The following is a 14,088-nucleotide window of genomic DNA, read 5'->3' on the forward strand; positions in this document are numbered from 1 at the left end:
GGCGGCCGCCCCCTCCCGGGTCGCGGCCGCCGCGAGGACGACCGCCCGCGTCATTCCGTGAAGCTCATGTCGTACGGCAGGATCCAGCCGTCCGGCGACGGCGTCCACTCGAGCGCGGCGTCCATGCCGTAGATGGCCGGCTGCGGGAAGAGGAACAGCACGGGAGCCTGCTCGCGGAAGTACGCGAGGGTCTCGGAGTACGCCGCCGACTGCTCCTCCGGCGTCGCGGCGAAGCGCGCGTCGGTGAGAAGACGCGTGTACTCGTCGTCGTCCCAGTACGCGTAGGGGCTGCTCTGCTCGAAGAGGCCGAGGAACCCGCTCGTGGTCTGCCACGACTGCGTGATGTAGATGCTCTGGGCCATGTCGCCCTCCTGCACGTACTTCGACAGCCACACGTCGAAGGGTGCGGACGAGATGTCGACGGTGACGCCGACCTCGGCCAGCTGCGCCGCCACGGCCTGCACGATCGCCTCGGCCTCCACGTACTGATCCGTGGGGTACTCGAGCGCGATCTCGAGCCCGTCCGCGTACCCGGCCTCCGCCAGCAGCTCGCGGGCCCGCTCCGGGTCGTACGGGTACGGCTCGAGGTCGGGGTCGAAGCCCGTGAAGTTCTCCGTGAGGATCTGCCCACGGCTGGGCTCGACGGTGCCGCGAAGGATCGCCTCGATGATGGCCTGCTTGTCGACCGCGTAGTTCAGGGCCTGCCGCACCCGCACGTCCGAAACCGGGTCGAGCCGCGTGTTGAGCTTCACGAACGCCGCACGGCTGGATTCGAGCGCCTCGAGCACGACGGACTGGTCGCCCTCGAATCGCGCCATGTCCTTCGGCGAGAGGCCGCTGACGAGATCGATCTCGCCCGTCTGCAGCGCATTCACCTCGGCCTCGGAGCTGCCCAGATCGGCGTATTCGATCGTCGCGATCTGCGCCGCATCCGCCCAGTAGTCCTCGCGCGCCTCGAGCGTGAGCGCACCCTTGGGGGTGTAGTCGGTCAGCGTGTACGGCCCCGAGCCCATGGCGGCCCCCGACGGGTCGTTCTCCTGCGCCCAGTCCGGGTCCAGCAGGTAGAAGAACGACAGGCTCTGCAGCAGATCGGCATCCGGCTGCGCGGTGCGGATGCTGACGGTCGTGTCGCCCTCCGCCGTCACCTCCTCGACGTTCGTGAAGAACGACTGCAGCCGCAGCGCGAGGTCGGGGTCCTGCACCCGCTCGAAGTTCCACACGACGTCGTCCGCCGTGAGGGGGTCGCCGTTGCTGAACGTCACGTCCGGATCCAGCTCGAACGTCCAGGTGAGCGCGTCGACCTGTTCCCACGACTCCGCCGCGTCGGGCACCATCTCGCCGTCGGGCGTGCGGTGCACGAGCGCGGAATAGATCGAGCCGATCACCGACAGGTCGCTGCCGACGCTCGCGGTGTTGTGCGGGTCGAGCGTGTTGACGCCGCCCGACAGCCCGATGCGCAGGGTGTCGCGTTCGGCGGCCTCGCCCTCGCCACCGGAGACGGCGGAGCTGCAGCCCGTCAGGGCGAGGAGCGCGGCGGCTCCCGCCGCAATGACGCTGAGGGCACGGGATGTGGTGTTCATGAGTCCTCGGGAGGTGATCAGCCGGCGAAGCGGATGGCGAAGGTGCCGCGGGTGATGTCGGCGACGGACGTGTACTCGGAGACGCTGCCGGATCCCGGTTCGGCCTCGCGGCAGATGGGCGCGGCCTCCATGATGCGGATGACGTCGGCGAGCTCCCGCGCGGCGCCCTCGTCCGCGGTCTCGTCGGCGAGGAAGCGCTCGCGGCGGAAGGTGTTCTCGTACTCGGCCTCTCGCGGGCCGATCGCGCCGAACTCGTCTTCGGTGGTGACGTAGTGGTTCGTGCGGATCAGCCGCCCGCCCTCGGCGGCGCGGATCGACGACGCCGTCGCGGTGAGCTCCACCCCGTACGCGGCGTCCGCGTCGGCGGTGACGAGGTTGATGCCCACGATGCGCGACTGGGCATCGGCGAGCGCGGCGAACTCGCGCGCGCTGCGGGCCGTGCGGGCGATCAGGTCGCCGTTGAACAGCAGCCAGGCGGAGTCGGCGCGGGCCGGATCGGCACGCACGCGGTCCGACCACACCCCGGAGGTGGAGTACGCCACCCCGTGCGACGTGAGTCCGCTACCCGGCCAGGTGACGGAGCCGGCGGTGTGGCCCGCGATCGTCCGCAGCCCGTCGCCGTGGTCGGTGACGACGGCGACCTGCGCGAACGACCGGTCGTCCCGGAAGTCGCGCGTCTTCGTCAGGAAGGAGCCCTCGGCCCTGCCCGGTCCGAGGTAGAGCTGGGAGCACTCCTGGGGGATGCGCCCGAGCAGGAAGTGAGCCGGGAGGTTCAGTCCCCAGATGCGGTCCTCCGGCTGGCCTGCGCCGTCGGCGATGCCCGCGACGATCTCCGCGAGGTCGGGGTCCTGCGCCGTGGCGAAGGGGCGATTGCGCGCCACCAGCTCGTCGAAGTCGGCACGGGTGAAGCCGGGGTGGTCGGCGATGATGCGGTCGATCAGCGCCACGTTCGCGGCGATCTTCTTCGCCGCGACGGTGCCGTGGATGCGACCCCGCGTGCGTGCATCGCCCGCCGCGTAGACGATGTCGGCGTCGGAGGCATCGGGATCGACGGGGTCGTCGAGCCGGATGCTCTGCCACGCGGTCATGCACTCGCCTCTCGTTGGGAAACGGGGTCGCCCGGCACGGGTCGCCCTCGTCGGGTCAGCGGGTTCGATGCTAAGCGCGCGCGGAAGGCCCGGGCGCCGCGCGCCGCGTGGCGGGACCCAATTCGCGGGCGTGGCCGCGGCGGCCGCGGGGTGTGGCGCGGAAAAACGCGGGTGATGAAAAGGAACGCAACACAGCCGGTCGGCCTCGGTAGTCTTCACCGGGTGACTCCCGCCCCCCGCATCCGCCATTCCTACGCCTTCGTCCGCTCCTGGGTGCGGCGCTTCTCCTCGCCCCTCACCCCGATCAGCGAGCGCGATCTTCAGCGGGCGACGGGCGCGAGCCGCACGGAGGTGCGCGAGGCGCTGGCCGGACTCACCACCGACGGCCTCGTGCGGCGGCGGCAGCGCGCGGGCACCACCGCGGAGGGGCGTTTCGCCGACTTCGCGATCGACCTGCCCCTCGCCTACCAGGCCTCACCGGTGGAGCGTTACCGCCAGGTGACCCTGCACGAGGACTCCGTGCCGAGCTCGCCGGTGCTGAGCGACCTCTTCGGCGACCCGGCCGAGACCCACTTCCTCCTCTCGGACTCGAGGATCGAGCTCGACGGCACGCCGCTCGCCGTGCGCACGTCGTTCTGGCGAGCCAGTGAACGCCGTCGCCATTCCCCCGCGGGCCGCAGCGACTCCGACATGGCGACGTCGTTCGCGCACGCCTTCGGCGTGGAGCTCGCCGCGTGCGAGGCCCGCGTGGACGCCCTCAGCGCGTCCGAGCGGCTCGCGCAGCAGCTGCACGTGACGCCGGGCGAGCCGCTCCTGCTCCGCGAGGCGCTGCTGCGCGGGGCCGACGGCGTCGTCCACGAGGTCAACGTGACGTTCTATGCCAGCCGGCGCATCTCGCTGCGGGTGACCACGCCGTACGGCGGCGAGACGGGCTGACCGACACGCGCGCCACCGAGGCCCCAGGGATTTGCGGCCGGGAACGAGAAAACCCCCGCCGAAGCGGGGGTTTTCGAAAAGCTGGGGTACCTGGACTCGAACCAAGAACAACTGAACCAGAATCAGCCGTGTTGCCAATTACACCATACCCCAAGGGCCGTGCGGCATCGGCCGCAACGACTGTCTAGCTTACCTCACGCGGCGGGGGCGGCCAAACCATCGCGCCCGCCGCGCGTGTCAGCGCTCGAGTCGCGACACGAGCCCGCGCAGCCGCGCGAGGGACTGCTCGCGGCCGAGCAGTTCCATCGACTCGAACAGCGGGGGCGAGACGCGCCGGCCGGTGATGGCCACGCGGGGCGGGCCGTACGCGACCCGGGGCTTCAGGCCCAGTCCGTCGATGAGGGCGGCCGAGAGGGCCTCCTGGATGCGCGACGCCGCGAAGTCCGCCTCGGGCAGCGCCTCCAGCGCGTCGATGCAGGCTCGCAGCACGTCGGCGGCGTTGTCGGGCAGCGACGCCAGCGCGTCGTCGTCGTGGGCGATCTCGTCGACGAAGAGGAAGCCGATCATGCCGGGGGCGTCGCCGAGCAGCGGCAGCCGCTCCTGGATGAGCGGCGCAGCGGCCATGATGAGGTTCGCCTCGCGCTCCGTCAGCTCCTCCCCCACGACGCCCGCGGCGTACAGGTACGGGGTGATGCGCTGGGCGAAGTCCTCGGGAGCGAGCTTGCGGATATGGTCGCCGTTGATCGCCTCGGCCTTCTTCTGATCGAAGCGGGCGGGGTTCGGGTTGACGTCGGCGATGTCGAACGCCGCGACGAACTCGTCCAGCGAGAACACGTCGCGGTCCGGTCCGATCGACCAGCCCAGCAGCGCGAGGTAGTTGAGCAGCCCCTCGGGGATGAAGCCCTTCTCGCGCTGCAGGAACAGGTCGGCACGCGGGTCCCGCTTCGACAGCTTCTTCGTGCCGTCGCCCAGCACGAGGGGCATGTGACCGAAGCGCGGGATGAAGTCTGTGACGCCGGCGTCGATGAGCGCCTGGTACAGCACGATCTGGCGGCCCGTCGACGGCATGAGGTCCTCACCGCGCAGCACGTGCGTGATACCCATGAGCGCGTCGTCCACGGGGTTCACGAACGTGTAGAGCGGGATGCCGTTGGGCCGGACGATGACGTAGTCGGGGAAGGAACCGGCGGGGAAGGTCACCTCGCCGCGGATGAGGTCGACGTATGTGATGTCCTCGTCGGGCACCTTCAGCCGCAGGGCAGGCTGGCGGCCCTCCGCCCGGAAGGCGGCCTTCTGCTCCTCGGTGAGGTCGCGGTCGAAGTTGTCGTAGCCCTGCTGCTTGGGGCGGCCGTTCGCCTCGTTGCGCGCGTCGATCTCTTCGGCCGTCGAGAAGCTCTCGTACACGAGGCCGGCATCCATGAGCTTCTGCAGCACCTCGCGGTGCAGGTCGTGGCGCTCCGACTGGCGGTACGGCGCGTGGGGGCCGCCCACCTCGACGCCCTCGTCCCAGTCGATGCGCAGCCAGCGCAGCGCCTCCAGCAGCTGCTGGTAGCTCTCCTCGCTATCGCGTGCGGCGTCGGTGTCCTCGATGCGGAACACGAGCTTGCCGCCGTGATGGCGCGCGTAGCCCCAGTTGAACAGCGCGGTGCGGATGAGGCCGACGTGCGGCAGGCCGGTGGGCGACGGGCAGAAACGCACGCGTACGTCTGCGCCGGTCGCCGTCGTGGTGCGGGGATCGGGAGTAGCCATCCCGTCCAGCTTAGTTCCGCAGGTCCCCCGCGAGATACGGGCCGGCTCTCAGGGCAGCGCCTCGTACCGGCCGAGCGCGTCGGCCCACTGACCGACCACGCGGCCGGCGGGGGTGACGTACAGCTCCCTCGCCTCGAGCGGGGTGGCGAACGCGCTCACGACCGTCCCGGCGTCCGGTTCGAGCGCCGCGACGTCGGCGGTCGAGTCCTCCAGCATGACGTCGGGTGCGTAGAGCACGCCGTCGACCTCGAACGGCGCGAGCCGCGGTTCGATGCCCTCCGCTGTCCAGTCCAGCGCGGCGCCGTCGGCGGAGAGGCGGGCCAGGCCCGCGGCACCGGCCAGGTAGGTGCGCCCCTGGGAGGTGAAGGCCGTCGGCTGCAGCTCCATGCCGAAGGCATCGCCCAGCCCCATGTCGATGAGCGGATCGCCGACGTTGCCCTGCGGGTCGGGCCGGGCGACCACGCCGTCCTCGCCGCTCGTGAGGGCGGGCGACACGTCGCTGTCGCGGTACGGTGCCAGCGACGGGAACATCAGCCGCTGTCCGTCGGGCGTCTGCCCGAGCCGATCGAGCTCGTACGAGTAGATCGCGGCGTGCTCGCCCTCGTTGCACCACAGGCGCTGGCCATCGTCGACCAGTCGCGAGCACCGCGGCATCCCCCACAACCGCCCCGTGCCGACGTCCACGAAGGCGGTCGCCTGACCCGCCCACAGGGCGAGGATCGATCCCTCCGGACCGACGTGACGCAGCCGGGTCCGATCCAATCCGGGCGCGGTGCGCCACGGCTCGTGGCGCCACACCAGGCTGCCGTCCGAGAGCATCGCGCGCCGGTTCTCCTCCGCCGACAGGTCGACGACCCAGGCCGGGTCGAGGGCGGACGAGAAGCCGAGCACGCGCAGGCCGCTGCCGTCGATCGGCTCGTCGATGACGACGACCGTGCCACCCGAGACAGCGATCGCCGAGACGAGGGCGTCGACGGGCGTCTCGGCGAGCACCTCACCGGTCGCGGCATCGAGCGCGAGAAGCCGGAACCCCGCCGGCACGCCCTCCGCATCGAGCGACGCCTCGGCGCACGCGAGCGAGCCGCCCAGAGGCTGCCGCGCGCACCGCAAGAGATCGCCGCTCTCGCGCCGCCAGCGCTCCTGGCCCGTCTGCGCATCGAGCCCGTGCAGTGCGTAGGCGCGCGGGGTGAGGTCGTCTCCGACGACGGCGCTCACGACGGCCCAGGTGTCGCCCGCTTCGATCAGCTGCGCGTCGTCGATCGTCCCGTCGACCGTGCGGCGGAACTCGACGTCGTCCTCCCCCGGGCGCAGCGCGGGGGCCGACACCGTCCAGGCCGGTGCGGCTTCCGGCGCCTCGGCGAGGTCGGGGCCCGGATCGGTCCCGCCCGACGACATGCCGTCTCCGATCGCGAGGATCGACACGACCGTCACCACCCACGGCAGGATGAAGGCGATCGTCGAGATGATCAGCGCCGCGACGCTGATCCCGCGGCCGGCGGCGCGGCGTGCCAGCGCGACGATGGCGAGCACCGCCGCGGCGATCGCCAGCGGGATGGCAAGGAGTCCGGCGAGGGGGACGAGCGCGAGAAGTGCCGCCACGGCCGCCATCGCGAGGGCGGCGATGGCCAGGCCGCGGCCAGGCCTCGTGCGGGGCGACACGGTGCCCCCGTGCGCGTACGGCGTGACCGGGTAGCCCTGCGCCTGCGCGGGTGGCCGGGCGCGGAGCGTCGCGCCCCCGTACGGCGGCGGCCCGGCGTGCGGCGACGACGCGGCGGCGCGCGCGTACGGCGGCAGCTCGGCGTTCACGGCCGCCGGCGAGGGCGCCGCATCCGGGGGCGCCCACGGCTCGGGCGCCGGCTCCGGCGCGACCGGGCGCGGCGGCACGACGAGCTCGTCGCGGGCCCCGCCACGGGCCTCGGCCCCGCCGACGCCGGGCATCGGCGGCAGCCCCTCGAGGGGCGAGCGCAGGTGCGACCAGTCGAGGCCGTCGCCCTCGCCCTGACCGCCCTCCCCGTCGTCCCCCGCCACGCGCGATCCGTTCAGGCGGCGTCGCGCGCGACGTTGCGGAGGATGCCGATGCCCGGCACCTCGACCTCGACCGTGTCGCCGGCCCGGAACGGACCGACCCCCTCCGGTGTGCCGGTGAGGATGACGTCGCCGGGCAGCAGCGTGAACGCCGCCGAGATGTACTCGATGAGGAACGGGATGTCGAAGACCATGTCGGCGAACGCGCCGCGCTGGCGCTCCTCGCCGTTCAGCCGCGTGATCACCTCGCCGGAGGCGACGTCGAACTCGGTCTCGATGGCAGGGCCGAGCGGGCAGAACGTGTCGAAGCCCTTCGCGCGCGCCCACTGTCCGTCGGAGTTCTGCAGGTCGCGCGCCGTGACGTCGTTGGCCACCGTGTAGCCGAAGACGTACTCCATCGCGTTGGCGGCGGGCACGTTCTTGGCGATGCGGCCGATGACCACGGCCAGCTCGCCCTCCCACTGGGTGTCTTGGGACTGCGGCGGGCGCACGATCGCGTCGCCGGGGCCGATCACGCTCGTGTTCGGCTTGAGGAAGATGAGCGGCGTCGTGGGCACATCGTTGCCGAGCTCGGCGGCGTGGGCGCGGTAGTTGCGACCGACGCACACGATCTTCGAGCGCGGGATGACGGGCGCCAGCAGCGCCACGTCGCCCAGCGGCACGCGCTCACCGGTCGTCTCGAAGCCCGCGAACATCGGATCGCCCGCGAGCACGACCAGCTCGCCGTCGTCGAGGATCCCGTAGCGGATGGCGTCGTTGTGGCTGAATCGCGCGATCTTCACCCGGCCAGCCTAGCGACGCGTGGCGTCAGTCCAGCCGGTACAGCCAGCCGTGGGTGTCCTCGCGGCGGCCGTACTGGATGTCGGTCAGCTCCTCGCGCAGCGACAGCCCCAGCGAGCCGGCCGGCTGCTCGTCCTCGAACCCGGCGCCCTTGAGCGCGCCGATCGGCGTGACGACCGCCGCGGTGCCGCACGCGAACACCTCGACGATGTCGCCGGATGCGACGCCCTCGCGCCATTCGGTGAGCGAGACCGCCCGGCGCTCCACGGCGTGGCCGCGCGCGGCCGCGAGCTCGAGGATCGAGTTGCGCGTGACGCCGTCGAGGATGCTCTCGGACTCGGGGGTCACGAGCGTGCCGTCCTTCTTGACGAACACCACGTTCATGCCGCCGAGCTCCTCGATGTTGCCGTCGGCGTCGAGGAAGACCACCTGGTCGCAGCCCTGCGCGGCGGCCTCCGCCTGCGGCAGCAGGCTGGCGGCGTAGTTCCCGCCGGTCTTCGCGGCGCCCGTGCCGCCCTTGGCGGCGCGCGCGTAGTTCTCGCTGAGCCAGATCCGCACGGGTGTGACGCCGCCCGAGAAGTACGAGCCGGCCGGGCTCGCGATCAGGTAGTACGCGTACTTCTTCGCGGGGCGCACGCCGAGGAACGCCTCCTTGGCGAACATGAACGGCCGCAGATACAGCGTCTGGTCGGGGTTGGCGGGCACCCAGGCCCCATCGACCGCGATGAGCTCCCGCAGCGACTGCAGGAAGTGCTCCTCGGGCAGCTCGGGCATCGACAGGCGACGCGCGCTGCGGTTGAAGCGCCGTGCGTTCTGCTCGGGACGGAACGTGTAGACCCCGCCGTCGGCGTGGCGGTACGCCTTCAGCCCCTCGAAGATCTCCTGCGCGTAGTGCAGCACGGCCGCGGCCGGGTCGAGCGGGATGGGTCCGTACGGCTGCACGCGCGGCCGGTGCCATCCGCCCTTCTCCGACCAGCAGATGTCGACCATGTGGTCGGTGAAGACGGTGCCGAAGCCCGGATCGACGAGCAGCGCCTCGCGCTCGGCGGGGCTCTTCGCGGCGAGGTTCTTCGTCACCGCGAACGAGAGCGGTTCCGTGGTGGGGGCGGCAGTGGTCATGTCGGTCCTGTCTGCGTGTGTGCCGGTGACCGCCGGATCGCGGGATCCGACGGTGAGGCGTCAGTGGAAGATTACGCCTGCAGCCGCGCGGCGATCGCGTCGCCGACCTGCGCGGTGCTGCGGGGCTCCCCCGTCCGGGCGGCGATGTCGCTCTCGATCGCGCGGGTCACGCGCTCCGACTCGGCGTGCAGGCCGAGGTGGTCGAGCAGCAGCGCGACCGAGCCGATCGCGGCCGTGGGGTCGGCCGTGCCGGTGCCGGCGATGTCGGGCGCCGATCCGTGCACGGGCTCGAACATCGAGGGGAAGGCGCCTTCGGGGTTGATGTTGCCCGAGGCTGCCAGGCCGATGCCTCCGGTGATGGCGCCGGCCAGGTCTGTCAGGATGTCGCCGAAGAGGTTGTCGGTGACGATCACGTCGAATCTACTCGGCCTGTCGACCATGTGGATGGTCGCCGCGTCGATGTGCAGGTAATCCACCTCGACGTCCGGGTGCTCCCGGCCCACCTCGGTGACGATCCGGTTCCAGAGGGCGCCGGCGTTCACGAGCACGTTCGTCTTGTGCACGAGGGTGAGCCGCCGGGAGCGGCGCTCGGCGAGGCCGAACGCGTAGCGGACGACGCGCTCGACCCCGTAGGCGGTGTTCACGCCCAGCTCGTTGGCGATCTCGTGCGGGGTGCCGGGCCGCAGCACGCCGCCGTTGCCGACGTACGCTCCCTCCGTGCCTTCGCGCACGATGACGAAGTCGACGTCGCCCGGCGCGGCCAGGGGCCCCGGCACGCTCGGGTAGAGGCGCGACGGGCGCAGGTTCACGTAGTGGTCGAGCGCGAACCGCAGCTTCAGGAGCAGGCCGCGCTCGATGTTCGCGTCCTTCAGGCGCGGATCGTTCGGCACGCCGCCGACGGCTCCGAGCAGGATCGCGTCGTGCGCGGCGATGTCCGCCAGGTCCTCGTCCGTGAGCACGTCGCCCGTCGCGAGGTAGCGGCCGGCGCCGAGCGCGAACTCGGTGCGCTCGAACGCCGTGTCGGTGCCGGCCGTGGCGGCCTCGAGAACCTTCACGGCCTCCGCCGTGACCTCCGGGCCGATTCCGTCGCCCGGGATGACCGCGAGCCGGATGGTGCGCGACATGATCAGTCCTCCACGATCTCGATCTGGCGGACGATGGACGCGCCGATGGCCTCGCCGATCTGCGCGAGCAGGTCCTCGGGCACGCGGGCGTTCACGGTGACGATCGAGAGGGCCTGCCCGTCGATCGGGTGCGCCACCTGCATGCCCTCGATGTTGATGCCCGCGTCGCCGAAGATCTTGCCGTAGATGGCGACGATGCCGGGGCGGTCGTCGTAGCGCATGACGACGTGGTGCGCCGCGATCGGCACCTCGATCTCGTAGCCGTTGATGCCGACGATCTTCTGCACCATCCGCGTGCCGGCGAGCGTGCCGGCCACGCTGAGCGTGGTGCCGTCCGAGAGCGTGCCCCGCAGGATCGTGATGTTGCGGTACTCCGGGCTTTCCTTCTCGACGATCATGCGCGTCTCGATGCCGCGCTGCTCCGCGAACACCGGGGCGTTGACGTACGAGACGGTCTCGCTCACGACGTTCGCGAGGATGCCCTTGAGCGCCGCGAGGCGGTAGACGCTCACGTCGTAGTCGGCGAGCTCGCCGCGCACCTCGATCTCGAGGTGCTGCAGGGCGCCGTGCGCGAGGCCGCTGAAGACCTGGCCAAGCTTCTCGACGAGCGCGATGCCGGGCCGCACGAACGGGTCGATGATCCCGCCCGCCACGTTCACGGCGTCGGGTACGAGGTCGCCCTCGAGCGCGAGCTTGACGGAACGGGCCACCGAGACGCCGGCCTTCTCCTGCGCCTCGTCGGTGGACGCGCCGAGGTGCGGCGTCGCGACGACGTTCGGCAGCGCCGTCAGGCGCGTGTCGGTGGGCGGCTCGCTCGTGAACACGTCGAGGCCGGCGCCGGCGATCTCGCCCGCGGTGAGGGCCTCGTACAGGGCGTCCTCGTCGATCAGTCCGCCGCGGGCGACGTTGACGACGTAGGCGGTGCTCTTCATCGCCTTGAGCTGGGCCTCGCCGATCATGCCCGTCGTCTCGGGGGTCTTCGGCATGTGGATCGTGAGGAAGTCCGCCTGCGCGACGAGGTCGTCCAGGCTCAGCAGTTCAACGCCGAGCTGCTGGGCGCGGGCGCTCGTGACGTACGGGTCGAAGGCGACCACGCGCATCCCGAACGCCTGCATGCGGGCCGCGACGAGGGCGCCGATGCGCCCGAGTCCCACCACGCCGAGGGTCTTCTCGAACAGCTCAGTGCCGGTGAAGCTGCTGCGCTTCCACTCCCCCGCGGCGATCGACGCGCGGGCCGACGGGATGTGGCGGGCGAGGCTGAGGATGTGGCCGCACGTGAGCTCGGCCGCCGAGATGATGTTCGACGTCGGGGCGTTGACCACCATGACGCCGGCGGTGGTGGCCGCCTTGATGTCGACGTTGTCGAGGCCCACGCCGGCGCGCGCGATCACCTTGAGCTTGGGTGCGTGCGAGATCGCCTCGGCGTCCATCTTCGTCGCCGAGCGCACGAGCACCGCATTAGCCTCGGCCAGCGCCTCGAAGAGCGCCGGGCGGTCGGTACCGTCCACGGTGCGCACGTCGAAGTCGGGCCCGAGGGCCTCGATCGTGGCGGGCGAGAGCTGTTCGGCGAGGAGGACGACGGGCTTCGACACGGATGAATCCTTTGGTGCTTGAGCGGGCGCGCGGTGATCGGTCGACGCGCCGCACGCCGTCGGGGCGCGGTCGCTTCCACCTTATCCGCCGCGCGGGGTCGCTCCCGTCGCGCGGCCGGCGGCGGAGGGCGTCAGCCGATGAGGCTGCCCGTGTTGACCGTCGTGTATGCCATGACGTTGAGCCAGAGCACGGCCACGATGCTCAGACCCACCAGGAGCAGGATCGTCAGAATGCGCAGTCCCCGGGTGCGGCCGACCGACACGGCGATCGCGAAGAGCACGACCGGCAGCGCGATGGTCAGCAGCCACATCCCCCATCCGAGGGCGTTGAGCGACAGCCCCGCCGCCGCGGTCGTCTGCACGCTCTGCACGAGCTGCGAGATGCCGCTCCACACCGCGTACGCGTAGAGCAGGGCGAACACGCCCGCGATGGTCGCGACGATCCAGGTCGGTCGCTTCGCGACGCTCGTCGTCTCGGTCACTGCCCGATCACCCCCACCATCACGAACGGCCACGGGACGAGCACGACCACACCCACGAGCAACGCGGCGATCCGCAGCCAGGCGGGGCGGCCGCGCGTGAGGTACCAGCTCGCGGCGAACCAGATCGCCGGGGCCAGGATCGCGAGCACCATGCTGCCGTGGAACATCGCGTCGGCCACGGCGCCCGTCTGCACCTGGATCCAGTCCCGCAGGCGCATCGCGCCGAGCACCCAGCCGACGGTCCACAGCAGATACACGCCGCCCAGCACGCCGAGCGTCACGAGCGCCACGTCACCCAGTCGCCGTGCCTCCGGCTCCCCGTCGTCCGCGCGCTGCTCGGCCGCCGGCTCCGGGGCACGCTCCCCGCCCGTTCGGGGCGCCGCATCGACCGGCGCGCCCGCGGCCGCCACGGGCTCGGCGGCACCGCCGGAGGCCCCAGGGACGAGGGTCGGATCGTCCTCGTCGCCCGCCCAGGAGAGCGCGTCGTCGTCAGGTCGCGGCATAGGGCACAGCGTAGCGATCCCTACTGCGGACCGCCCGCGGGCGTAGCGTGATCGGCATGAAGGTGCTCGGTGCGGTCAGGGCGTCGCGGCGCACGCCGGCGGTGCAGGCGGCGAAGGCGTTCCTCGCCACGATCGCCGCGTGGCTGCTCGCCAGCTGGCTGATCCCGCACGGACCGCCGCCGGTGTTCGCGGCGATCGCGGCGCTGCTCGTCGTGCAGCCGAGCCTGAACCAGTCGTACCTGAAGGCCCTCGAGCGCAGCGCGGGCGTGATCGCGGGCGTCGTCGTGGCGTCGCTCGTGGCCCTCGCCATCCCCGATCCGGTCTGGGCCCTGCCCGTCGCGGTGGGCGGTGCCATCCTGCTCGCATGGGCGCTGCGCATGACGGCCGGCACGTCGAACCAGGCCGGCATCAGCGCGCTGCTCGTCATCGCACTGGGCGCCGCCACGCCGTCGTACGCCTTCGACCGCGTCATCGAGACCGTCCTCGGCGCGGTCATCGGCTTCGTCGTCAACCTCGCGCTCGTGCCGCCCGTCGCCGTCGCGCCGGCCCGCGAGGCGATCGAACGGCTCGGCGAGGAGCTCGCCCGCTCCCTCGAGCGGCTGGCCGACGCCCTGGGCACGACGAACTCGCGCGCCGAGCTCGAGTCGCTCATGGTGCAGGCGCGCCTGCTGCGGCCCATGCGCGACGCCGCGGAGTCGGCACTCGACGCCGCCGCCGACTCGCTCGCCCTCAACCCCCGCGGGCGGCAGCACCGCGAGGCCATCGCGGCGCAGCGCGCACTGCTGGGCACCTTCACCTCGCTGATCCGCCAGACGGTGGGCATGACGCGCGCCTTCTACGACCACCACGACGACGAGATCGCGCGCGAGCCCGCCGTCCCCGGCATCGCGACGCAACTGCGCGCGGCCGCCCACGACGTGCGCCTGCGCGTGCGGCGCTCGGTGCCCGATGCCCCCGAGACGCGCACACTGCCCGCCCTCACCGATCCGCTCACGGTCGACCCGCCCACCGGCCCGCACTGGATTCTCATCGGCTCGCTCCTGGAGGACCTGCGCCGCGTGCACGGCGAGCTGGCGGAGCCGCTCGACGGGGACCGGATGGCAGGATGAC

12 protein-coding genes and 1 tRNA gene are annotated in these 14,088 nt (G+C 71.9%); 2 read left to right on the top strand and 11 right to left on the bottom strand.

What is annotated here, in order from left to right:
• Positions 1-50: 50 nt before the first annotated feature.
• Positions 51-1,580 carry an ABC transporter substrate-binding protein gene (locus N8N77_RS12820; protein ID WP_261167266.1) on the bottom strand — a complete coding sequence of 510 codons (1,530 nt, stop codon included), beginning with the start codon at positions 1,578-1,580 and terminating at the stop codon, positions 51-53.
• Positions 1,581-1,597: 17 nt separating this feature from the next.
• Positions 1,598-2,668, bottom strand: coding sequence for a C45 family peptidase (locus N8N77_RS12825; RefSeq protein ID WP_261167267.1), 1,071 nt, complete (start codon positions 2,666-2,668; stop codon positions 1,598-1,600).
• A 222-nt stretch (positions 2,669-2,890) separates the two neighbouring features.
• Here N8N77_RS12825 and N8N77_RS12830 point away from each other — a divergent pair, with 222 nt between their 5' ends.
• Positions 2,891-3,604 carry a GntR family transcriptional regulator gene (locus tag N8N77_RS12830; protein ID WP_261167268.1) on the top strand — a complete coding sequence of 238 codons (714 nt, stop codon included), beginning with the start codon at positions 2,891-2,893 and terminating at the stop codon, positions 3,602-3,604.
• Positions 3,605-3,685: 81 nt separating this feature from the next.
• On the opposite strand, the gene N8N77_RS12835 is transcribed toward N8N77_RS12830, so the two are convergent.
• The 9 genes from N8N77_RS12835 to N8N77_RS12875 form a co-directional block, all read right to left on the bottom strand.
• A tRNA-Gln gene (locus tag N8N77_RS12835) sits at positions 3,686-3,757 on the bottom strand.
• A gap of 84 nt (positions 3,758-3,841) precedes the next feature.
• Complete coding sequence (gltX, locus tag N8N77_RS12840; protein WP_261167269.1) at positions 3,842-5,353, bottom strand: glutamate--tRNA ligase; 1,512 nt, start codon at positions 5,351-5,353, stop codon at positions 3,842-3,844.
• 48 nt (positions 5,354-5,401) lie between these two features.
• Entirely contained in the window at positions 5,402-7,381 is a 1,980-nt protein-coding gene (locus N8N77_RS12845) for a PQQ-binding-like beta-propeller repeat protein (RefSeq protein WP_261167270.1), read from the bottom strand.
• 11 nt (positions 7,382-7,392) lie between these two features.
• Positions 7,393-8,160: a fumarylacetoacetate hydrolase family protein gene (locus N8N77_RS12850; protein WP_261167271.1), complete on the bottom strand. Its 768-nt coding sequence runs from the start codon at positions 8,158-8,160 to the stop codon at positions 7,393-7,395.
• 25 nt (positions 8,161-8,185) lie between these two features.
• A complete protein-coding gene (locus N8N77_RS12855) occupies positions 8,186-9,277 on the bottom strand; it encodes a branched-chain amino acid aminotransferase (protein WP_261167272.1) in 1,092 nt (363 codons plus the stop codon).
• A gap of 71 nt (positions 9,278-9,348) precedes the next feature.
• Positions 9,349-10,401, bottom strand: coding sequence for a 3-isopropylmalate dehydrogenase (locus N8N77_RS12860; protein ID WP_261167273.1), 1,053 nt, complete (start codon positions 10,399-10,401; stop codon positions 9,349-9,351).
• Between the two features lie 2 nt (positions 10,402-10,403).
• Entirely contained in the window at positions 10,404-11,993 is a 1,590-nt protein-coding gene (gene serA, locus N8N77_RS12865) for a phosphoglycerate dehydrogenase (protein ID WP_261167274.1), read from the bottom strand.
• Positions 11,994-12,124: 131 nt separating this feature from the next.
• Positions 12,125-12,475: a hypothetical protein gene (locus N8N77_RS12870; RefSeq protein ID WP_261167275.1), complete on the bottom strand. Its 351-nt coding sequence runs from the start codon at positions 12,473-12,475 to the stop codon at positions 12,125-12,127.
• Positions 12,472-12,978 (bottom strand): DNA polymerase III subunit gamma/tau, encoded by a 507-nt coding sequence (locus N8N77_RS12875; RefSeq protein WP_261167276.1) that lies wholly within the window; start codon positions 12,976-12,978, stop codon positions 12,472-12,474. The genes N8N77_RS12870 and N8N77_RS12875 overlap by 4 nt, the downstream gene beginning before the upstream one ends.
• Before the next feature lie 56 nt (positions 12,979-13,034).
• Here N8N77_RS12875 and N8N77_RS12880 point away from each other — a divergent pair, with 56 nt between their 5' ends.
• Positions 13,035-14,087, top strand: a complete 1,053-nt coding sequence (locus N8N77_RS12880) for an aromatic acid exporter family protein (protein ID WP_261167277.1) — start codon at positions 13,035-13,037, stop codon at positions 14,085-14,087.
• Position 14,088 lies beyond the last annotated feature (1 nt).

The organism is Microbacterium sp. Marseille-Q6965 (assembly GCF_946151065.1).
Lineage (GTDB): Bacteria > Actinomycetota > Actinomycetes > Actinomycetales > Microbacteriaceae > Microbacterium.